19 protein-coding genes are annotated in these 21,399 nt (G+C 42.7%); 12 read left to right on the top strand and 7 right to left on the bottom strand.

Annotated elements, in window-relative coordinates:
* Positions 1-10: 10 nt before the first annotated feature.
* From ACQRD1_RS01180 to gnpA, 3 genes are all read right to left on the bottom strand, one after another.
* Entirely contained in the window at positions 11-1,375 is a 1,365-nt protein-coding gene (locus ACQRD1_RS01180; protein ID WP_427786790.1) for a glycoside-pentoside-hexuronide (GPH):cation symporter, read from the bottom strand.
* A 143-nt stretch (positions 1,376-1,518) separates the two neighbouring features.
* Positions 1,519-2,361: an AraC family transcriptional regulator gene (locus ACQRD1_RS01175; protein WP_427786789.1), complete on the bottom strand. Its 843-nt coding sequence runs from the start codon at positions 2,359-2,361 to the stop codon at positions 1,519-1,521.
* Between the two features lie 33 nt (positions 2,362-2,394).
* Complete coding sequence (gene gnpA / locus ACQRD1_RS01170) at positions 2,395-4,551, bottom strand: 1,3-beta-galactosyl-N-acetylhexosamine phosphorylase (protein WP_427786788.1); 2,157 nt, start codon at positions 4,549-4,551, stop codon at positions 2,395-2,397.
* 271 nt (positions 4,552-4,822) lie between these two features.
* Here gnpA and ACQRD1_RS01165 point away from each other — a divergent pair, with 271 nt between their 5' ends.
* Both ACQRD1_RS01165 and nagB read left to right on the top strand, forming a co-directional pair.
* Entirely contained in the window at positions 4,823-5,446 is a 624-nt protein-coding gene (locus tag ACQRD1_RS01165; protein ID WP_347376571.1) for a carbohydrate-binding family 9-like protein, read from the top strand.
* A 49-nt stretch (positions 5,447-5,495) separates the two neighbouring features.
* A complete protein-coding gene (nagB, locus tag ACQRD1_RS01160; protein ID WP_427786787.1) occupies positions 5,496-6,227 on the top strand; it encodes a glucosamine-6-phosphate deaminase in 732 nt (243 codons plus the stop codon).
* 81 nt (positions 6,228-6,308) lie between these two features.
* On the opposite strand, the gene ACQRD1_RS01155 is transcribed toward nagB, so the two are convergent.
* Positions 6,309-7,229 carry an AraC family transcriptional regulator gene (locus ACQRD1_RS01155; RefSeq protein WP_347375675.1) on the bottom strand — a complete coding sequence of 307 codons (921 nt, stop codon included), beginning with the start codon at positions 7,227-7,229 and terminating at the stop codon, positions 6,309-6,311.
* Positions 7,230-7,437: 208 nt separating this feature from the next.
* On the opposite strand from ACQRD1_RS01155, the gene ACQRD1_RS01150 reads away from it, so the two are divergent.
* The 9 genes from ACQRD1_RS01150 (at position 7,438) to dnaB (ending at position 17,796) form a co-directional block, all read left to right on the top strand.
* A complete protein-coding gene (locus tag ACQRD1_RS01150; RefSeq protein ID WP_427786786.1) occupies positions 7,438-8,745 on the top strand; it encodes an ABC transporter substrate-binding protein in 1,308 nt (435 codons plus the stop codon).
* Between the two features lie 104 nt (positions 8,746-8,849).
* Positions 8,850-9,755: a sugar ABC transporter permease gene (locus tag ACQRD1_RS01145; protein ID WP_347375677.1), complete on the top strand. Its 906-nt coding sequence runs from the start codon at positions 8,850-8,852 to the stop codon at positions 9,753-9,755.
* Between the two features lie 15 nt (positions 9,756-9,770).
* Entirely contained in the window at positions 9,771-10,655 is an 885-nt protein-coding gene (locus ACQRD1_RS01140; RefSeq protein ID WP_235232943.1) for a carbohydrate ABC transporter permease, read from the top strand.
* 50 nt (positions 10,656-10,705) lie between these two features.
* Positions 10,706-11,632, top strand: coding sequence for a nucleotidyltransferase family protein (locus tag ACQRD1_RS01135; RefSeq protein ID WP_427786785.1), 927 nt, complete (start codon positions 10,706-10,708; stop codon positions 11,630-11,632).
* Positions 11,632-12,750: a phosphotransferase enzyme family protein gene (locus tag ACQRD1_RS01130; protein ID WP_235232941.1), complete on the top strand. Its 1,119-nt coding sequence runs from the start codon at positions 11,632-11,634 to the stop codon at positions 12,748-12,750. The genes ACQRD1_RS01135 and ACQRD1_RS01130 overlap by 1 nt, the downstream gene beginning before the upstream one ends.
* A 12-nt stretch (positions 12,751-12,762) precedes the next feature.
* Positions 12,763-13,782 (top strand): UDP-glucose 4-epimerase GalE, encoded by a 1,020-nt coding sequence (gene galE / locus ACQRD1_RS01125; protein WP_235232940.1) that lies wholly within the window; start codon positions 12,763-12,765, stop codon positions 13,780-13,782.
* A gap of 146 nt (positions 13,783-13,928) precedes the next feature.
* Positions 13,929-15,992 carry a DHH family phosphoesterase gene (locus tag ACQRD1_RS01120; protein ID WP_347375680.1) on the top strand — a complete coding sequence of 688 codons (2,064 nt, stop codon included), beginning with the start codon at positions 13,929-13,931 and terminating at the stop codon, positions 15,990-15,992.
* Position 15,993: 1 nt separating this feature from the next.
* Entirely contained in the window at positions 15,994-16,443 is a 450-nt protein-coding gene (gene rplI / locus ACQRD1_RS01115; RefSeq protein WP_347375681.1) for a 50S ribosomal protein L9, read from the top strand.
* Between the two features lie 12 nt (positions 16,444-16,455).
* Entirely contained in the window at positions 16,456-17,796 is a 1,341-nt protein-coding gene (gene dnaB / locus ACQRD1_RS01110; protein WP_235232937.1) for a replicative DNA helicase, read from the top strand.
* Here dnaB and ACQRD1_RS01105 read toward each other — a convergent pair.
* Both ACQRD1_RS01105 and ACQRD1_RS01100 read right to left on the bottom strand, forming a co-directional pair.
* Entirely contained in the window at positions 17,779-18,138 is a 360-nt protein-coding gene (locus ACQRD1_RS01105; protein ID WP_235232936.1) for a hypothetical protein, read from the bottom strand. The two genes, dnaB and ACQRD1_RS01105, sit on opposite strands and share 18 nt — an antisense overlap.
* Before the next feature lie 161 nt (positions 18,139-18,299).
* Entirely contained in the window at positions 18,300-18,470 is a 171-nt protein-coding gene (locus tag ACQRD1_RS01100) for a DUF362 domain-containing protein (RefSeq protein WP_235232935.1), read from the bottom strand.
* A 297-nt stretch (positions 18,471-18,767) separates the two neighbouring features.
* Between ACQRD1_RS01100 and ACQRD1_RS01095 the strand changes: the two genes are divergently transcribed.
* Positions 18,768-19,967, top strand: a complete 1,200-nt coding sequence (locus ACQRD1_RS01095) for a substrate-binding domain-containing protein (RefSeq protein WP_427786784.1) — start codon at positions 18,768-18,770, stop codon at positions 19,965-19,967.
* 85 nt (positions 19,968-20,052) lie between these two features.
* Here the strand turns inward: ACQRD1_RS01095 and ACQRD1_RS01090 are convergent, their stop codons facing one another.
* Positions 20,053-21,339: a hemolysin family protein gene (locus ACQRD1_RS01090; RefSeq protein WP_347375683.1), complete on the bottom strand. Its 1,287-nt coding sequence runs from the start codon at positions 21,337-21,339 to the stop codon at positions 20,053-20,055.
* Between the last annotated feature and the right edge of the window lie 60 nt (positions 21,340-21,399).

The raw sequence follows: 21,399 nt of genomic DNA, 5'->3' as shown, positions 1-21,399 counted from the left end.
AATACTTCTGTTATTGTTTTATAATATCTGGCATCTGAGCCGGTGCTTTTTTTGAAAGGCCGCGGCGTCTGGCAAGTTCTTTCTGGACTTCGGGCATCCGCCTGTCTAACTTATAGAATTGCATTAGCACAATAATGGCAAGACATAATGCGATGGGAACCCAGATAAAACTTATCTGAATGCTCCTAAGAGCAGATGCTGTCTGTTTCTGGTTGGCAACGTATCCGCCGGCTTTGAGCAGATGCCCAAGAAGGGAGCTGCTGGCGCCCATGGCAATATTGGACAGGAAACCGGAGCAGGCAGTGATCATGCCTGCGATGCTCTGTCCGCTGGTGTATTCACAGTAATCAATGACATCTGGGCATATAGTGAAAAATGTAGCCTGAATCAGATACATGCCGCATCCTGTTGCCACAAGACCGCACATCAGAATTGGGGTAGTACTTTGAGCAAACCAGATAGTCAGAGTGCCAAGGATATAGATGACGGCCCCTGTGATGACAGCGTTGCGTTTCCCAATCTTTCCTGTGATATATGGAAGAAGTAGTAACACGGGCAGTCCGGAGAAAGTGCCCAGGATTCCAATTGTCGGAATCAATTCAATCTTCTCCAGGTTATAGGTAAAGTAATAGATGACAGAGGTACTTCGAATGTTAAACATGGAGAAGTACAAAAGTCCGAATAAAAACATGACCAGACACTGTGAGTTCAATGACTGGAAATCCTTCTTCACAGAGGACTTCTTCCCTTTGGCGGCAGGCTGAATCTTTTCTTCCGTATTTTTAAATGTAACAAAAAACAGAAAGACTGCAATTGTTGCATATATGGTAATAGTAGACAGATATCCTCGTCCCGGATCATCATTTCCCAAATGTCGGACTAACGGGGTGGTAAATGTTGTGATGATCGTAGCGGCAATCATGGAAAATATCATTCGTGTGGTAACCAGAACGGTGCGCTCTTTCGAATCTGATGTCAGAGTCGGTAGAATCGAAGAGAGAGGGATATTTACGATTGCATAGATAAAGCTTAGGATGACATAGGATACGAATGCATATACAATCTTCCAGTTTCCCTGAAGCGGGGGCGCATAGAAGACGGCAATCGTGATAAGCCCAAGCGGAATGGCGCCAAACAAGAAAAACGGGCGGTTCCGTCCCCATCGTGTGTTGGTGCGGTCCACGATCAGACCTGCCAGAATATCCATAAACCCTTCCGTAATTCTTGTAGCGAACATCATGGTTCCGGCAACAGCGGCACTGATGCCAGATACATCTGTGTAGAATATCATCAGATAAGACGCCACCATTGAGAAGATTAGAGTGCAGGCAAGGTCGGCCACTCCATAACCAATTCTTAATCTCCATTTTCCCATTCTATATACCTCCTGCTATTGAACTGTTATAATATACATGTCTGACTGATTCTATTGTATCAGACAGGTGCTGGAGTGTATTCCCCTATGTTGCTTAAAAGTTGTCAAATTTTGCTTTTGAAAATAAAAAAAGCCTCATAAAATTAACATTTATGGGCTTTTTGGTATTGCTTAGGTGTTATATGGTATATCTTTTTGAAGGATTCGATGAATGATTTTACGTTCGGAAAACCATTGTTAAAGGCGATTTCCGTGATGGTTTGATCGGTATTTAATAATTCATCTCTTGCCTTCTGGACCCGATGAAGAGTCAGGCATTCGTAGAAATTAATTCCGGTGAATTGTTTGAATTTCCTCGAAAAATACGCAGGTGACATATTTACGTGGTGAGCAATCTCTGCAAGCGAGATCTGACGGGAATAATTTTCTTCAATATATATAATGGATTCTTGTATCTGTTCAATCTTCCTGGCAAGGTCGTAATCCTGATAACAAGGATTGGTTTCCAGACAGTGCTCCAATAAAAGAGACCCGAGCTCCAACAGCAAGGCATATATCTTCATCTCGCAATAAGGAATTGTCGACTGGTGCAAGTCGGCGATTTTCAGAATTAGCTCTCGAAGCTTAGGCTTGATCCATTCGCGGTTATCCAGGGAGAATTGATATTGAGGAAAATCTGGGCAGTATCGGAGAAAGAAGTCGTAATCCCATTGGATCGTGATTAATTTTATAAAACCAGAATCCTCCAGAATATCACCGTAATGAATTTTTTTGCTGTTAATGATATTGATGTCGTTGGGTGATAGAATACTCTGTCTTCCATCTACGATAGAAATAGATGTCCCGGCCTGAACGAGATTCAATTCGATGTCTTTGTGCCAATGAGGAGGTACGCGGGATGTGTCGCCGGCCAGGGTCTGTAGTATAATTTTGGCGGGGAGATTGTCCTGGTGAACAATCTCCTCCATCTTAATGTTTTGAACCATAATGGGATAAACTCCCTTCGTGTGAATTCTTGTTTAACGCCACAGAATCTCACAAGGTTCGAGAGTGATGGTCTCGCAATTGCCCTCTCCATCATAAAACTTTGTAGTCTGTGTCTCGTTTGAATTATTAAGTATAGCATATTTTCCACTTTCTGGGTAGGCATTTACCTCACAATTCAGATTATCTGCATACCATACGTGGAAAGTATCTTCTTTATGAGCGGCATAATACATAGCGCGCATGAGAAGACGTGTGTTTTCGTAACTGTAAGGAAGTCCTGCAATATATACTCCGCGCCCCTTGCCGTAGGTGTTGGCCGCAAGGTGTACCTCATGATTGGAGTATTCGATAATCTCTGTGCGGTCAGACAATGCGTAGATATCATGCTTGCTTTCGCCAAAATCATAATCTGCAGTTCGGTCTTCAATGATGAAGTGATGATCTTGTGCCTGCGTAAAATATTTATCCGTAGACAGGGTGTATCCCAGTTCCTTGTCTACACCGAGAATGTCTGCAAGCTGGAAGTAACGTCCGCCGTGATGTACAGCAGTTGGATCGCCGATTCCGATAAAACCGCCGCCTTCATAGACCCATTTACGAATGGCGGTGACAAGCTTCTCATCCAGCCATTCTTCGCCGCCGGAGAATGCGGTCATAGCATCACCAGCGTTGATGATGACGTCTACGTCGGAAGGAACTCCATTTTCACGAATATCATCAAAGCTTAAGAAAACCACATCTACTGCGGCTCCGCTCAGGGATTCTAATACGCCAAAGTAAGAATAGGTCTGTTTGTACCAGAGGGCGTGGGCTACCATATAAGTCTGCCAGGAACGAAGCTTACCCCAGGAATTCAGGATAGCGACTTTCAGACCGCAATAAGGCGTCTTGCCCTTGACGTTGTCATAGATCAGACGAAATTCATCGGTAACTTTTTCGATATAATCTACAAATTTCGGGAACTTATATGCCAGGCTTAAGTAACCGCCGTAGCCGATGCGGTCTACCGGATTACGCATCAATGCACGTCTTGCACTGAGCCAGTTGTCGATGGCTTCGACACAAGGGTCATTTCCTTCATAGAAGGTATCCGGGAAGAAATAAGGAAGGAAACGTCCTTCTGTATATTTGACGCCTGGAATATCAGAAATCAGACGCAATGTTGCACCACCGCCGACACTGCCTACCACTGCATCCAAACCAATGTCCTCAAAATAAGGACCATAAGGTTCTGTTCCAATCCAGTTGTCACCAAGGAACATCATAGCCTCCCGGCCGGCTTCATGAGTGATGTCTACCAGTTCCTTTGCTTTTCTGGCAACAAAACGCTGGATGAAATCCATATAATCGCGGTAAGCTTTCGTTGGAACGCGGAATGTAGAGTTGTAGTAACCATTGTCCACGATATCTTCCGGTCTTAAAGCATAGCCATATTCCTGTTCGAATTCTTCCAGAGCCTTGATGGATACAGTCGCACCATAGCCGAACCAGTCTACAAACTTTTCTTTTGCCTGTGCGTTGAATACCAATGTAAAGTGATAGAAGAACGTAGTAAATCGCACGACATCGGTGTCCGGGTTGTCGATTAACCACTGCTTCAGATAATCCTTGGCAAAAGCTCCAGAATTGACCTGGCGTACATCAAATGGAATCTCATGCGGCTTATCCCCCCAGTTGTTGGTGATGTGGTTGTACATCTGCGTCGGATCCCAGATGGCATATACGAAAAAGGATACCGTATATTCATGGAATGGAATGGCATTGTTGATGGTGACCAGATCGTTTTTCTCATCAATGGTCCAGCAGTCTACAGGTACAACTTCTCCCGTAGTACGGTCAATGATCTCCCACCATTTCTTAGGATCGTGAATATAATCTGCGATTACTTGTTCGCGATAATAACCGTCCAGAAAATCAATCGTAACAGAAGAATCTGTTGCCAGATTGTGTTTCGACATCAGAAGCATCTGCTGGCATTCATCCATATGTTTTTCTGCAAATTCATTGTGTCCTCTTGCGACAAAATAAGTCGTATAGATCTTAGCATCCAAAGACTTGATCTCATCGTCAAGCTTTGTGCCGTCACTGTCACGGAGTGCATCGGCTCCCCAGCGTTCCAGCATCTCCTTCGTTTCGTTCAAAAAATTAGATTCACTTGGTAAAGTGACCCTTCCCTTTGTTTTAGACATAATACCCTCCTATTGGGGACAGGGTGATTTTAATTTGGGACGGGGGAAAATGAGTTTTCCCCCGTCCCCTCCCCATCCCTGCTGATATAAGATGAGTATATGAAATAACCCTTTAGTTTTCAATAGCACGATTGTTGACTTTTTTTGCACATTCGGGTCTTTGCATTTGCACAATCTTGTTTTCATATTCTTTTTTTGATAGATTAATTTTAGGAGTACAGCGTGTGGTGAGCAACAATATTTTATAAAAGGAGTGGCAAGGATATTGTCTATGGAGGTTAGTGTAATCAGAAGTGCCAAGGAACTGGAGCGGGTGGAACCTTTTCGTGTGGAATATCTTCTGTGGGGAACGAAGAAGATTCCTGATACGTACGGATATCTTGGATTTGTGCCAGGGGAAGGCTTTTATCTGAAGATGGTGTGTGAAGAGGTGGATCCGCTTCGTACTTATACGAATGCATTGGATCCTGTGTATCGGGACAGTGCGCTGGAAGCGTTCTTTGAATTTGAAGCGGCTAAGGAAAGAATGGTGCCACCGATTTACTTGAATTTTGAAGTGAATGCGAATGGCGCTTTGCTGGCAGCATACGGAACCAGGCGTACATACCGGACATACTTTGCGAAAGAAGAGATGGATTCTTTTGATTGCAAGGCGCAGATCGATGCAGATAAGTGGAGTATGAGTCTTCGTATTCCGATTGGAATATTGGAGAAGATCTATGGACCATTGGAATTGAAAGTAGGCAGCGAATTTACTTGCAACTTTTATAAGATATCAGAAGCGAAGGAAATGGAACACTATGCTTCGTGTTTTCCGATTCTGTCGGAGATTCCCAGTTTTCATATGCCGGAATTTTTTGGGACGGCAAAGATTGTGGATTCACGAAAAAGATAGGAATTGGGTAATAATTTAAGGGTAGAAATATGTTGAGGAGGAAAAGATTATGCAAATCTACAAAGCAACCGATTACAAGGATATGAGCAGAAAGGCAGCAAACATTATCTCTGCACAGGTAATCATGAAACCAAACTGTGTATTGGGACTGGCAACAGGTTCCACACCGATTGGGACCTACCAGCAGTTAATTGAGTGGTACAAAAAGGGCGATCTGGATTTCTCTGATGTGACAACAGTGAATCTGGACGAATATAAGGGACTTCCAAGAACGAATGACCAGAGCTATTATTACTTTATGCACCAGAATCTGTTTGATCAGGTCAATATCAATCCTGAGAATACACATCTTCCAAATGGAATGGAGCCAAACAGTGAAAAAGAGTGTGCCAGATATGAGAGTCTGATTCATTCTCTTGGTGGAGTGGATCTTCAGCTCCTTGGACTGGGACATAATGGACATATCGGATTCAATGAGCCGGGAGAGGCATTTGAGAAGGAGACTCATTGTGTTGATCTTCAGGAGAGAACCATCGAGGCAAACAAGCGCTTCTTTGCTTCTGCAGATGATGTTCCGAAGCAGGCTTATACTATGGGAATCAAAACGATCATGCAGGCAAAGAAGATCCTGGTAATTGTAAGCGGCGAGGATAAGGCAGATATCGTGGCAAAGGCATTCTTTGGACCGGTGACACCGGCTGTTCCGGCATCCATCCTTCAGATGCATAATGATGTGACTTTGGTGGGCGATGAGGTAGCGCTTTCTAAGATTCCGCGGTAGTGTACAGCTGAAATTCTAAAATAATATAGAATAAAAATGAGGACGATGGTGTCCTCATTTTTGTTCTAAAAGTAAATTTCTCTATGGTTCGAAACTTCCGTCGGCCATTGCTTTGATTGAAGAAGCATATTCGGAAGGTGTCATTCCCGTTACTTTTTTGAATTGTCTGGAAAAATAGTGTATCGAAGAATATCCAAGCTGCTCGGAGATCTGCGTAAAGTTCATCCGGTTAGTCCGGATCATTTCCTTGGCAGCATTGACCTTCATGAGAGAAAAATATTCTATAATACCGAGGTTACAGCGCTCTTTAAAGATCTTCTGGAGCTGGGAACGTCCGATAAGATTGTCCTTGCATATCTGTTCGATGGTAACCGGGGCGTTGATGTGATTCTCCAGATAATCAACTACACGATTGAAAATCTCGGTGTCACTCTTCTGCTTGGTGCTCTTAGGAGTCTCGATTCGTGCCGGCCGCTTCCTAAGGACAATCGGGTTAGAATACCTTCGGATCAGGTGAATCAGGAAATACTCCAGATACAGACAGATAAGTTGTTCTGCCCCGAACATTTCCGGTTCCTTTTGTGGCATATTCTGAAGATAAGGGTCATCCAGACGGCAGTCAAAACAGTGTCTTGCTTCGATAATAATGTCTGCAAGAAGATTGCGTTCCATCTCGTCGATTCGAAGAATCCGCTTTTTAAAGAAACGCATGGCTTCATCATCGCACTGGAAAGAGATGACTACAAGATTAGGCGCAATTGTTCCGGTTGCCTGTACATTGTGGAATTCGTTGGGCTGGTGAAAAGCAACATCTCCCTTCTTTAATATAGTAAATGTCTTGCCTGCAGTTACGCCGACTTCACCTTTGTCAACACAGATGAATTCCCAGAAGTTATGGGATTCTCCTTCAAAAGAAAAATCGCTCATGTACTCAAAATAGTGAATACTGTATATCTTGTTGATTGTAATAGAGTTTTTCAGAACCGTTCCTCTGTAGCCCAAGTGACCTCTCCCCCTTTTTGTCAATTTTGCTAATTCTAAAACAACGATTTTGTGTATTCTTAACAATATAATACCCCATTTTTTGTGAAAAATCAAAACAAAAATGCAGATAGTGCAAATTAAGAACAATATAGGATAAAGATATTTGTGCAATATTGTAATACAATACATACAAGCCAAAAAACAAACTTTATAGGAGGTAAAGTGTATGAAAAAGAAAATTGTAAGCATACTGTTGTGCGTGGCAATGGTAGCAACAATGGCTGTAGGCTGCGGAAGCAAATCAGATAGTGACAGCGGCGACAGCAAAGGTGGAGACAAACTTGTATACTGGTCTATGTGGAGCGAAGATGAACCACAGGCAAAAGTTATCAAAGATGCAATTGCCAAGTATACAGAAGACACAGGTGTTGAAGTTGATGTTCAGTTCAAGGGACGTACCGGACAGCGTGAAGGACTTCAGCCGGCACTGGATGCAAAACAGCAGATCGATGTATTTGATGAGGATGTTAACCGTGTAAATGGTTCTTGGGGAAAATACTTATTAGATCTGGAAGATCTGGCAGCAGATTACGAAGCAGAGCATGGCAATGAGACACTGTTCGCAATCGCACGTAACGCATATGGACAGACACATGATGGAGATGATACTTTACACTCTATCCCATATCAGCCATCAATCTTCGGTTTCTTCTACAACAAGACATTGTTCAACGAAGCTGGAATTGAAGCTGCACCTACAACATGGGAAGAACTGGATGCTGCTTGTGCAAAATTAAAAGATGCTGGTATCACACCAATCACTGCTGATGATGCATATATGACATCTTTCATCGGATATCATTTTGCAAGATACATCGGACAGGATGGAGTAAAATCTCTGGTTATGGGCGAAGAAGTGAATGGTGAAGCTGTAACATGGGATGATGACAGAGTTCTTGCAGCAGTAGAAAGCTTTGCTGATTTTGCAGACAAAGGATACTTCTCAGAGAATATCGCAACAAACAAATACCCAGCAGGACAGAATCAAGAATTTGCTCCTGGTGAAGCTGCAATCGTTATCTGCGGCTCCTGGCTTCCAAACGAAGCAAAAGCTTCTGTAGCAGAAGATCTTGAGTGGGGATACTTCAACTATCCATCCGTAGAAGGCGGAACAGACGACAATACAGCTAACAACATTGCAAATCAGGTATTCGCTATTAACAAAGATTCTAAGATGGCTGATCAGGCATTTGAACTGATTACATACATCACAACAGGTGATTTCGACAAGAAGATGACAGAAGAAGCTCTGTGTATCCCAACAGATAAGGCTAACAGTGATGCATGGCCGACAGAGCTTGCAGAAGTAAAAGGTGGCTTTGATGCTACAACAACATACTATGACTGGGCAGCTGGTGTTGAGAATAACAACGACCTTACACCTGTACTTCAGGAGAATACTCTGAAACTTGCTGGTGGAGAGATTGATGCAGCTGGATTTGTAAAAGCTATGAAAGAGGCAGCTGGTCAATAATATCTGGTAACTACCTTGCCAGATCAGGCGGGGATTTGAATATGGCGGCAGGGCGGTATACAACGCTGCCGCCATATTTTGTAAAGAAAAAGGAGGCATAATCAATGAAGAAGAATAAGAAAATGATCGTTGGTTTTCTTGCACCTGCAGTCATCATCTTCCTCGTTGTATTTCTGTATCCGATCATGCGTACGATTATGATGAGTCTGTACAAGATTGAATCTGTTACGGATGCTACAGAGTATTGGACGTTTGTAGGATTACAGAATTACCAAAAACTGTTCACGACAGCAATATTTAAAACAGCAATGTTTAACATCTTTAAGATCTGGGCAATCGGAGGAGCACTTGTGTTGGCGGTATCTCTGCTTTTCGCAGTAATCCTTACGAGTGGAATCCACGGAAAGAAGTTCTTCCGAGCTGTGATCTATCTTCCGAACATTGTCAGTGCAGTAGCACTTGCAACCATGTGGATTCAATATGTATACAGTTCTAAATTCGGTCTTTTGAAAACATTCCTGGATGCGATCGGCCTGCATAAACTGGCTAATACACCATGGCTGGATACCAATCATAAATTCTGGGCATTACTGTTCGCATATTGCTTTGGTATGATTGGATATCATATGTTGATCTGGATGAGTGGAATTGAAAGAATCAGTCCAGATCTGTATGAAGCGGCAACGATTGACGGAGCAAATAAGATTCATCAGTTCCGTTATATGACGGTTCCGTTATTAAAGGGAGTATTTAAAACAAATATTACTATGTGGTCTGTAAGTTCAGCAGCATTCTTCGTATGGTCACAGTTGTTCTCAACGGTTACTGCAGACAAAGCGACCATCGTTCCTGTTCAGTACATGTACATGCACACATTCGGAGCCGGAAATGCGGTAACTGAGCGTAATGCAGGCTATGGTGCGGCAATTGGTATCATCCTTTGTCTGTGCGTGGTAATCATATTTACAATCTGTAATAAACTGATCAAAGATGATGATCTGGAATTCTAGAAAGGAGGAGCAATTATGGCGAAAGCAAAAGAAAGAAAAGTAAGAGATAAAATAAATTGGAAAAAAGAATTGAAGCTGGCTCCTGGATATATTATCATCATCTTGTGGATCATCTTTACGTTTATGCTTTTGGGGTGGATTCTGGCAGCAAGCTTGTCTACAACATCTGATATATTTGCAGGTAATGCTTTGAAGTTCCCAACAGGACTGCATTTTGAAAACTATGTGCAGGCGTGGGGCTCTGGTGGTGTTGCAACATTCTTTATGAACTCGTTGTTATATTCCCTGGTATCCTGTGCGCTCTTGATTTTAATCTGTGCGCCGGCAGCATATGTACTGGCAAGATTTACGTTCTTGGGAAATAAAATCATTCAGACGAGTTTTGTATCTGCAATGGGAATCCCGATTACCATGATCGTATTGCCACTGTTTAGTGTAGTAGCCAACCTGGGAATTTTGAATAATGTTGCAGCTAGCAAGGTAACACTGATCTTCCTGTATATCGGAATTAATATCCCATATACTACGATTTTCCTGTTGACATTCTTTGCCAATCTGTCACGTACATATGAAGAGGCAGCGGCAATAGATGGATGTCCTCCGGCAAAGACCTTCTGGAAGATTATGTTCCCGATGGCTCAGTCTGGAATCGTGACCGTGACAATTTTCAACTTTATTAATATCTGGAATGAATACTTCTTGTCATTGATCTTCGCAAATAACGATGCGCTGCGTCCGGTAGCCGTAGGTCTGTACGGAATGCTGCAATCTATGCAGTACACAGGAAACTGGGCAGGTATGTTTGCGGCAGTTATCATAGTATTCCTTCCGACATTTATCTTATATATCTTCTTGTCAGAAAAGATCATCGGTGGTGTTACCGGAGGTATTAAAGGTTAGGCGTTTGATTGTTGAAGCACAAATAAATGATAGAACTTGGAGGGATAACGATGAACAAACCAGTATTAGTCATTATGGCGGCAGGAATGGGAAGCCGCTATGGCGGATTAAAGCAAATTGACCCAGTAGATGAAGAAGGACATATTATCATGGACTTTTCCATGTACGATGCAAAACAGGCAGGATTTGAGAAAGTAATCTTCATTATTAAGAGGGAAAATGAAGCAGACTTTAGAGAAGCGGTGGGGGACCGTATGTCAAAATACATGGAAGTTTCTTATGCATTCCAGGAACTTCAGAATATCCCGGAAGGGTATGAAGTGCCAGAAGGACGTGTGAAGCCGTGGGGAACTGCACACGCTGTACTTAGCTGTATTGATCAGATTGACGGACCATTTGCAGTAATCAATGCAGACGATTATTATGGGCAGGAAGCATTCCGATTGATTTATGATTATCTGGCTGCTCATCAGGATGATGACAAATATCGTTATACGATGGTAGGATATCAGCTTGGCAATACTGTGACTGACAATGGGCATGTTGCACGCGGCGTCTGTGATATGAATGAGAACGGAGAACTGGTCGCTATTCACGAAAGAACAAGAATCGAAAAGCGCGAAGGCGGCATTGCATATACAGAAGACGATGGGAAGACATGGACCGAAGTGCCGGCGGATACGACAGTATCTATGAATATGTGGGGATTTACTAAGAGTATATTGAAAGAAATCAAAGATGGATTCCCGGCATTTCTGGAGGAAGGCCTGAAGACTAATCCGATGAAATGTGAATATTTTCTGCCGACAGTCGTAAGTAATCTGCTGGAAGCAGATCAGGCAACGGTAGCAGTGCTGAAGTCAGCAGACAAATGGTATGGCGTTACGTATAAAGAGGATAAACCGGTCGTTGTTGCTGCAATTAAGAAGATGAAAGAAGATGGTCTCTATCCAGAGCATCTGTGGGAGGAAGCATAATGGCTTTGTTGACACAAAAGCAAAAAGATGAAGCAATCGCGAATTTCCAATTTGAGGGAATTTTGATAGAAGAAGGCCCCTATGGAAGTGGACATATCAATGATACATTTCTGCTGAAATTTGAGATAGCGGAGATGGGATGCATCAATGTCATTCTTCAGAGAATGAATAAAGATGTATTTTCGAATCCAGTAGAACTGATGGAAAACATCATGGGAGTCACATCGTATCTTCGTAAGAAGATTATTGAAAATGGAGGGGATCCTGAGCGTGAGACACTGAATGTGATTCCGGCGGTAGATGGAAAACCATATTATCTGGATTCGCAAGGGGATTACTGGCGCTCTTATAAATTTATTACAGATGCTACCAGTTATGACCAGGTAGAAAAACCAGAGCATTTTTATCAGAGTGCTGTAGCATTTGGTAATTTTCAAAGACTTTTGGCAGACTATCCGGCTGAGACACTTCATGAGACGATCAAAGGTTTTCATAATACCAAGGCCAGGTTTGCAGTGTTCAAAAAAGCGGTAGAAGAGGATGTAATGGGAAGAGCATCGCAGGTTCAAAAAGAGATTCAGTTCGTATTGGATCGGGAGAATATTGCGGATTATTTCACAGATCTTCTGGAAAAAGGAGAGCTTCCGCTTCGAGTTACGCATAACGATACAAAATTGAATAACATTATGATTGACAATAAGACGGGAAGAGGAATCTGTGTCATTGACCTGGATACAGTTATGCCGGGGCTGGCAATGAATGATTTTGGGGACTCTATCCGTTTTGGAGCAAGTACCGCAGCAGAAGATGAGCGGGATCTGGATAAAGTATCCTGCAGCATGGAGTTGTTTGATCTGTATGCGAAGGGATTTATCGAAGGCTGTGCGGGAAAACTGACTGCCAGAGAGATTGAACTGATGCCGATGGGCGCAAAGTCTATGACCTTTGAGTGTGGAATGCGTTTTCTTACGGATTATCTTCAGGGGGATAATTATTTTAAGATTCACCGCGAGGGACAGAATCTTGACCGATGCAGGACACAGTTCAAGCTGGTCGAAGATATGGAACAGAAATGGGATACCATGCAGGAAATTGTAAAAAAATATAGTAACTGCTAGGAGGCAAAAGCGATGGCAAAGATATTGATTACAGGCGGAGCGGGATATATTGGAAGTCATACGGCACTGGAACTTCTGAACGAAGGCTATGAGGTCGTGGTTTACGATAATCTCTGCAATTCTTCCAGAGAATCTTTGAGAAGAGTGGAAGAACTGACTGGAAAAGAAATCCGCTTTTATGAAGGTGATGTGCTGGATGCAAAAGCTCTGGAAGAGATGTTCGAAACAGAAAAGGTGGATGCGGTCATCCATTGTGCGGCATTGAAAGCGGTTGGGGAATCCGTCAGAAAGCCGTTGGAATACTACAATAATAATATTACGGGAACTTTGACCTTGATGGAGGTAATGGATAAAGTCGGTGTTAAAAATATTGTGTTTAGTTCATCTGCGACGGTCTATGGAAGTCCAGAGCAGATTCCGATTACAGAAGAATGTCCAAAGGGACAGTGTACCAATCCTTATGGATGGACAAAGTCTATGATGGAACAGATCATGACGGATCTTCAGAAAGCACATCCTGAGTGGAATGTCATCCTGTTACGCTATTTTAACCCGGTAGGTGCACACAAGAGTGGACGAATCGGAGAAGATCCGAAGGGAATACCGAATAACCTGATGCCATATATCTCACAGGTCGCAGTTGGAAAACTGGAAAAATTAGGAGTATTTGGAGATGATTACGATACACCGGACGGAACCGGAGTGCGTGATTATATTCATGTGGTAGATCTTGCAATCGGCCATGTCAAAGCAATCAAGTATATCTTTACGAATCCAGGGCTTGATATTATCAACCTGGGAACCGGAACGGGATACTCTGTATTGGATATGGTGAAGGCATTTGGTAAGGCCTGTGGAAAAGAGATACCGTATGAGATCAAACCAAGAAGAGAAGGCGATATTGCCATGTGTTATGCGGCACCAGATAAAGCGGCAAAAGTTCTGGGATGGAAGGCAGAACGCGGACTGGAAGAGATGTGCGAGGACACCTGGAGATGGCAGTCACAGAATCCAAATGGTTACAACAGTTAGGGAGACTGAGGAAAACAGAAGATAAAAGTGTATAGGGGACAGGTTCTGGAAAGAGCCTGTCCCTAACTAATGTCTTCCTTTTTATAAAAGAAAGTGGTATAATGTCTCCATACGTTGAGTTCTTGGTAATTATTGAGGAAATGGTTATGTTGGAAAAGAAAGAAAAAGAAAAAATTCAGTTAAAGGGGCAGTTGAAATTATATATTCAATGGCCTGCAATCATGGCGATTCTTTTGGTGATCATGAATATCTGGGTCGCAGTGATCGATCGACGTGTCGGGTTATTGATGTGCGCCTTTGTCCTGATCTATATTATCATGGTAGGAATCCTGTATATTTACAGCAAATCGATTATCATGAAGGATCTGGTTGAATTTGCTGCTCAATATGGAATCGTGCAGAACACACTTTTGAAGGAGCTTGCTGTGCCGTATGCCATTCTTTTGGATGATGGAAAGGCAATCTGGATGAATGATCAGTTTGAGAAAGTGCTGGGAGAGAAGCTGAAAGGTGAAGCGTATATCAGCCGCTATATGCCGGAGCTGAATAAGAGTATTTTCCCGAAAAAGGTCAACGACAAAGTGGAGATGGATGTCTATTACGGAGATCGTGAGTATAAAGCAGAACTTCGTAAGGTGTCTGTGGAGGGATTCAGCGATACCGAACAATTGCTGCAGATGCCAGAGGAGAAAGAATATTTTATTGCAGTATATCTGCAGGATGTTACGGAACTTAATGCATCAATCAAGGCGAATGAAGAGCAGCGTTTGATTGCCGGGCTGATCTACATTGATAATTATGATGAGGTCATTAACAGCGTGGAGGAAGTCAGACAGTCTCTGTTGATTGCATTGGTAGACAGGAAGATTAATCAGTATATTGCGAAGGTTAATGGAATCGTTCGCAAGATGGAGAATGATAAGTATTTTATCGTGATTCAGAAGCAATATTTTAAGCAGCTTGAGGCAGATAAGTTTTCGCTGTTGGAAGATGTCAAATCTGTCAATATCGGAAATGGAATACCGGCTACGCTGAGTATTGGTCTGGGGCTTAGCAAGGATTCCTATTCACAGAGTTACAACTATGCGCGTGTAGCGATCGATCTGGCACTTGCACGTGGCGGTGATCAGGCGGTCATCAAGGATTGCCATGGTATTACTTATTATGGAGGAAAGCGGGAGCAGACATCCAAGAATACACGGGTGAAAGCCAGAGTGAAGGCAGAGGCGCTTCGTGAATTTATGACGGTTAAGGATAAGATCTTTGTAATGGGACATAAGCTGACGGATGTGGATGCATTTGGGGCAGCTATGGGAATCTGTCGTGCGGCAGCAGCCTTGGAGAAGAAGGCGTATATCGTCATTAACGAAGTGTCTGCATCATTACGTCCATTGTATGAAAGCTATGAGAAAGATCCGAATTATCCGGATGATTTATTCTTGAAGTCTTCACAGGCGATTGATATGGCAGATGAGAATTCCATGGTCGTAGTTGTGGATACGAACCGTCCTCAGATGACAGAGTGTGAGGAACTGCTGAAAAAGACAAAGACCATTGTGGTACTTGACCATCACAGACAGAGCAGCGATAATATTGATAATGCATTGTTGTCATATATTGAGCCTTATGCTTCTTCTGCCTGTGAGATGGTATCAGAAGTATTGCAGTATATTGTGGATGATATTAAGATTCCAAAACTTGAGGCCAGCAGCCTTTATGCTGGAATTATGATTGATACCAATAATTTTGTGAATCGTACAGGTGTCCGGACATTTGAAGCGGCAGCATTCTTGAGAAGATGTGGTGCGGATATCACATTGGTTCGTAAGATGTTCCGGGATGATATGGAATCTTATCGTGCGAAAGCTGAGATTATCAGCAGTGCGAAGGTTTACCGTGAAAAATTCGCAATCGCAAGAGGGGAGAATCTTCATATTGAGAGTCCGACGATCATTGGGGCACAGGCGGCCAATGAACTGTTGGATATTAATGAGATTAAGGCTTCGTTTGTGCTGACAGAATACAATGGAAGAATTTATATCAGTGCACGTTCCATTGATGAAGTCAATGTCCAGATAATCATGGAACGTCTCGGCGGAGGCGGCCATATGAATGCGTCAGGCGCACAGTTCAATCACACAGATATGGATGAAGCGGTTGCTTGTCTGACGCAGGTGATTGATGAGATGATAGAAGGAGGAGATATCTAGAATGAAAGTAATATTGACAGAAGACGTAAAATCTCTTGGAAAAAAAGGTGAGATTGTTGAAGTGAGCGATGGATACGCAAGAAACTTTATCTTGAAGAAAAAGAAAGGCGTAGAGGCGAACAGCAAGAATCTGAATGATCTGAAGTTAAAGAAAGCAAATGAAGATAAGATTGCTCAGGAACAGTATGAAGCTGCCGTAGAATTAGGCAAGAAGATTGAAGCTGGTCAGATTGAAGTGTCTATCAAGACTGGCGAAGGCGGTAAGGCATTTGGTTCTATTGCGTCAAAAGAGATTGCAACAGAGGTGAAGGCTCAGATGGGACTGGATGTTGATAAGAAAAAAGTACAGTTAAAAGATGCAATTAAGACTTTGGGTACCCATACAGTGCCGGTGAAACTGCATCCGAAGGTTACTGTGGATCTGAAAGTAATCGTAACGGAAGAGGCTTAGGAGGAAGCAGGCATGGAAGAGGCTCTCATTAAAAGAGTGATGCCCCACAGTGTTGAAGCGGAACAATCGGTCGTAGGTGCGATGCTGATGGATCGGGATGCCATTACGACTGCGTCAGAGATTATCAGTGGAAATGATTTCTACCAAAGTGCATACGGAGTGATCTTTGATGCGATGGTGGAATTGTTTAATGAAGGAAAGCCCGTAGATCTGATTACGCTCCAGGAAAGGTTGAAGGAAAAGGATGTCCCGGCCGAGATTGCAAGTCTGGAGTTCGTAAGAGATCTGGTGACAGCGGTCCCTACTTCTGCGAATGTAAAATACTATGCACAGATTGTGGCTGATAAGTCTGTGATGAGAAAGCTGATCAAGCTGAATGAAGAGATTGCGAACATCTGTTATGCGGGGAAGGAATCTCTGGAAGAAGTGCTGGAAAAAACGGAGAAATCCGTGTTCGAATTATTGCAAAAGCGAAATACCAGTGATTTTGTGCCGATTAAGCAAGTGGTACTGAATGCGCTGGAACGAATTGAGAAGGCTTCGAAGACGAAAGGAACAGTAACTGGAATTCCGACAGGATTTATCGACCTGGATTATAAGCTGTCAGGATTGCAGCCATCCGATCTGATTCTGGTTGCGGCCCGTCCATCTATGGGTAAGACTGCATTTGTCTTGAATATTGCACAGTATATTGCATTTAAGAAAGATAAGAGTGTGGCAATCTTCAGTTTGGAGATGTCAAAAGAACAGTTGGTGAACCGACTGTTTTCGCTGGAATCGCAAGTGGATGCGCAGGCAATCCGAAGCGGTAATATGAAAGATTCTGATTGGGAGAAATTAATTGAAGGAGCCGGGATTATCGGACAGTCTCATCTGATTATTGATGATACCCCTGGAATCTCTATATCTGAATTGCGTTCTAAGTGTAGAAAATACAAATTAGAACAGGGGCTGGATGTAGTTATTATCGACTATCTGCAGTTGATGACCGGAAGTGTTGGAAAGAGTTCTGAGTCCAGACAACAGGAGATCTCGGAGATCTCACGTTCATTAAAAGGACTGGCGAGAGAGCTGAATGTTCCGGTAATTGCATTGTCGCAGCTTAGCCGTGCAGTAGAGAGCCGTCCGGATAAGCGACCGATGCTTTCGGATTTACGTGAGTCTGGTGCGATCGAACAGGATGCCGACGTGGTAATGTTCATTTATCGTGATGAGTACTATAATAAAGACTCCGAATTTAAGAAACAGGCTGAGATTATTATCGCAAAACAAAGAAACGGCCCGATAGGGACCGTTAATCTGGCTTGGCTCGGCGAATACACGAAGTTCGCGAACTTAAGCAGGAAGGAATAATTTCCTGAGTTTTTTTACGGGACCAGCTTCCGCCGCAGATTTCCGAAAGGATTGTTGCTGGCGGATCAGCTGGTCCAGTTTTTTGAATTCTTCTTCTTCCTGGCGTTCCTTGGCATCCAGAAGAAAAGACATTTCCTTACTGATCATAGACAGAAGAACTTCATTGTTATTCTCAAGCATCCTCTTGATCTGTAATTGCTCTCTTGTGCGGCGGATGTCTGGAATCAGTGCTTTCAGTTCAGAAAATGGAACACCCTGCTCATATAGTTCTTTGATACAGCCGTAGAGTTTGGCATCATCTTTCGTCTCCCTTTTTAATTGTTCTAACGCGTTACTACCCATAAGCTTATACCCCCTTATCATATTCTCCTTCTGGGCGACTATATCATAGCATGGATTATCTGCGAAACAAGTAAAAAGCTGTCATCTATGAAAAAAAGACATTGCATATATCAAAACATGCAATGCCTTTTTGAATTCTTGTTCTCATATGAATCCGGTGATTAGCCTTCAGAAATAGCTCCAACTGGACATTGAGCTGCACATGCGCCACAATCAACACAAGCGTCAGCATCGATTTCATAATGATCTGCTCCCTGAGCAATAGCTCCAACTGGACACTGAGCTTCGCAAGATCCACAGCTTACACATTCATCACTAATTACGTGTGCCATAATATGTACCTCCTTTTTTGATATAAATAGACATAAATCCAAATTTAGTCTACCCATATCATAATACAAAAGGGGAAAATATACAAGAGGGGACGGGGGTTTTTTCGTTTTCCTCCGTCCCAGATTCGATTTTCCCTGTCCCCAATTCAAATTACCCTGTCCCTTGTCAATTTTTTGTAAAAAATTAAGAAAATTTTCAACAATTTTTCACGTTTTTGGTGTATAGTGGTTTTTGTTAGACTGAACAGATGCTTTTTGAGTGAGTTTTGAATAATGATTAACAGGAGGGAATAGGTCATGAAAAAAAGTAGTAGTGTCTTAGCGGTTATGCTATGTGTGGCGATGCTGGCATGTGCATGTGCTGCTCCCGAGAGTAGTGAGAATAAGGAACCAGAATCTTCTGATAATAAGCAGCAGGTGGAAGAGAAGGAATACCAGGGGAAGCTGGATCAGATAGAGCCATCTGCATATGATAATGTGGAGGGACTTCATCTGGAAGCAGGTTCCTATATTTCAATTATCGGGAAAGCTGAGGAAGGGCAGTACTGGAACGAAGTAAAAAGAGGTGTTGACCAGGCAGCGGCTGATATCAATGACTATCTGGGTTATGAAGGCAAGGATAAAGTGAAGGTTACTTACAGCGCTCCGGAGACGGAAGATAATGTGGATGAACAGGTGAATATCCTTGATGAAGAGCTTGCAAGATATCCGATCGCGGTGGGAATCTCCATTACAGATGCAAATGCATGTGAGGTGCAGTTTGATCTGGCTGCTGAGAATGATATTCCGGTTGTGGCATATGATTCTGGAAGTGCTTATCAGGGACTGATGGCAACCGTATCTACGGATAATGCGGCGGCGGCTCGTGAAGCAGCAACGAAACTTGCGAAATTGATTGGTGATTCAGGAGAAATTATCCTGTTTGTAAATGATTCCAAATCCAAGACTTCGTTGGATCGTGAAAATGCATTTAGAGAAGAGATTCAGAATAATCATCCTAATATTACAATTGTAGAATCGTATCATCTGGATCAGTTAGAAGACATGCAGAAAATAGTTGCAGATGAAATCAATGCGGGAACATATCAGATAGACGAAGAGAGTGCGGAAGCGGAGTCGGATGTACAGATTGCGCCGGCGGATATCACAGAAGAAGATGTGATAGATTATGTTCTGGCAAAGCATCCAGACATCAAGGGCTGTTTTGCATCGAATGCGCCGACAGTGAAAAAGGCAATTGCCGGACTTGAACGAGCAGAAGCAGATGATGTCATGGTCGTTGGGTTTGATGCAGACGAAGAAGAGAAGAAAGCCTTGTCTGATGGAAGGATTGAAGGATTGATTGTCCAGAATCCATTTGGAATGGGATATGCTACTGTAGTGGCTGCGGCAAGAGCAGCACTGGATATGGGAAATGAAGCCTTTGTTAATACTGGATACACATGGGTGACCGCGGATAACTTAGAAGATGAAAGTATCCAGAAGATGTTATATTAAGATATATAAGAAATAAAATGACAGGCAGTGGAAAAACCATTGCCTGTCTTCTTTTTGCAAATCTTTCGATTCAGAGAATTATTATTTAATCGTTTTCTTTGTGGCTGTCGTCATTGGATGCCGGTTCCGGCAGATACAAGTGGACACTCTCGATTCGATTTTTATCCAGCGTCTCTACAACCATACGAATTCCTTCTTCTGTTGTAATGCTATCCCCCTTCTCGGGAAGGCGGTCCAGATATTCAATGATGAATCCTCCAAGAGAATCATATTCTTCAGAACTTAAGTTAAGATCCAGACGATCATTCAGGTCATCCAGATTGATAGAACCTTCTACGATATATTCGCGGTCGCTGATTTCCTGAATAAAATCCTCTTCGTTTTCATCGTATTCATCATGAATCTCACCGACAATCTCTTCTAATATGTCTTCCAGGGTAATAAGTCCGGCTGTTTCGCCATATTCATCCAATACAATTGCAATGTTGAATGAAGCCTGGCGCATCTCTACAAGAAGTTCTGAGATGCTTTTATATTCGTAAGTAAAATATGCTTCTCTAAGTATATCACGGATGTTGAATTCCTTTGTGTTGTCATATAACAACAAGTCCTTCATATTAATAGTACCAACAACATTATCTGTGGTGTCTTCAAAAATAGGAAGACGTGTAAATTTATCTTCACGGAAGATTTCAATCAGCTCCGTATAAGTACTGTTGATATCAGCAAATGTCACATGGACACGGGGAACCATAACGTCTTTTGCCCTGGCATCCCCCAGGTCGAATACGTTATTGATCATCTCCCTTTCATCGGATTCAATTACTCCGTCTTCATGGCTTACATCTACGATGGTCCGCAGTTCATTTTCTGTCATGGCGGTATTCTTTGCCTTCGGATCTATGCGGAGCAGTAATAAAACGCCGGTAGATAATCCGTTGATCACGAAAATCAAAGGCGTCATGATCTTCATAAAGAAATGGATGACCGGTGCATAGAGCAATGACATTTTCTCAGAATGAATGGTTGCCATGGTCTTCGGGGTTATCTCACCGAATAAAAGAATCAATACGGTTAATATTCCGCTGGCAATTGCTACCATGGAACCGCCAAAGCTGTAAGCAAGACTGGTGGTCAAGGACGCTGCTGACAGATTGACGATGTTGTTGCCAATTAATATGGCACTGAGCATCTTGCCGGAATCATCGGTAACTTTTAAGACCGATTTTGCACGTTTATTTCCTTCGTCAGCCAGACTGCGGATCCGGATCTTATTCACCGTTGTCAAGGCTGTTTCTGCCGATGAAAAGAAAGCAGATAATATCAATAAAATAATTAGAATAATGAGTTGTGTGACGTCACTCGAGTCCAATTGAAAAGTTCACTCCTTTTTGATTAAAATTAATATGGCAATAATATAACGCATTTATGA

This window comes from Bariatricus sp. SGI.019, assembly GCF_050315235.1.
Taxonomy (GTDB): Bacteria; Bacillota; Clostridia; order Lachnospirales; family Lachnospiraceae; genus JAFBIX01.
This window is presented reverse-complemented; position numbering and strand designations above follow the sequence as displayed.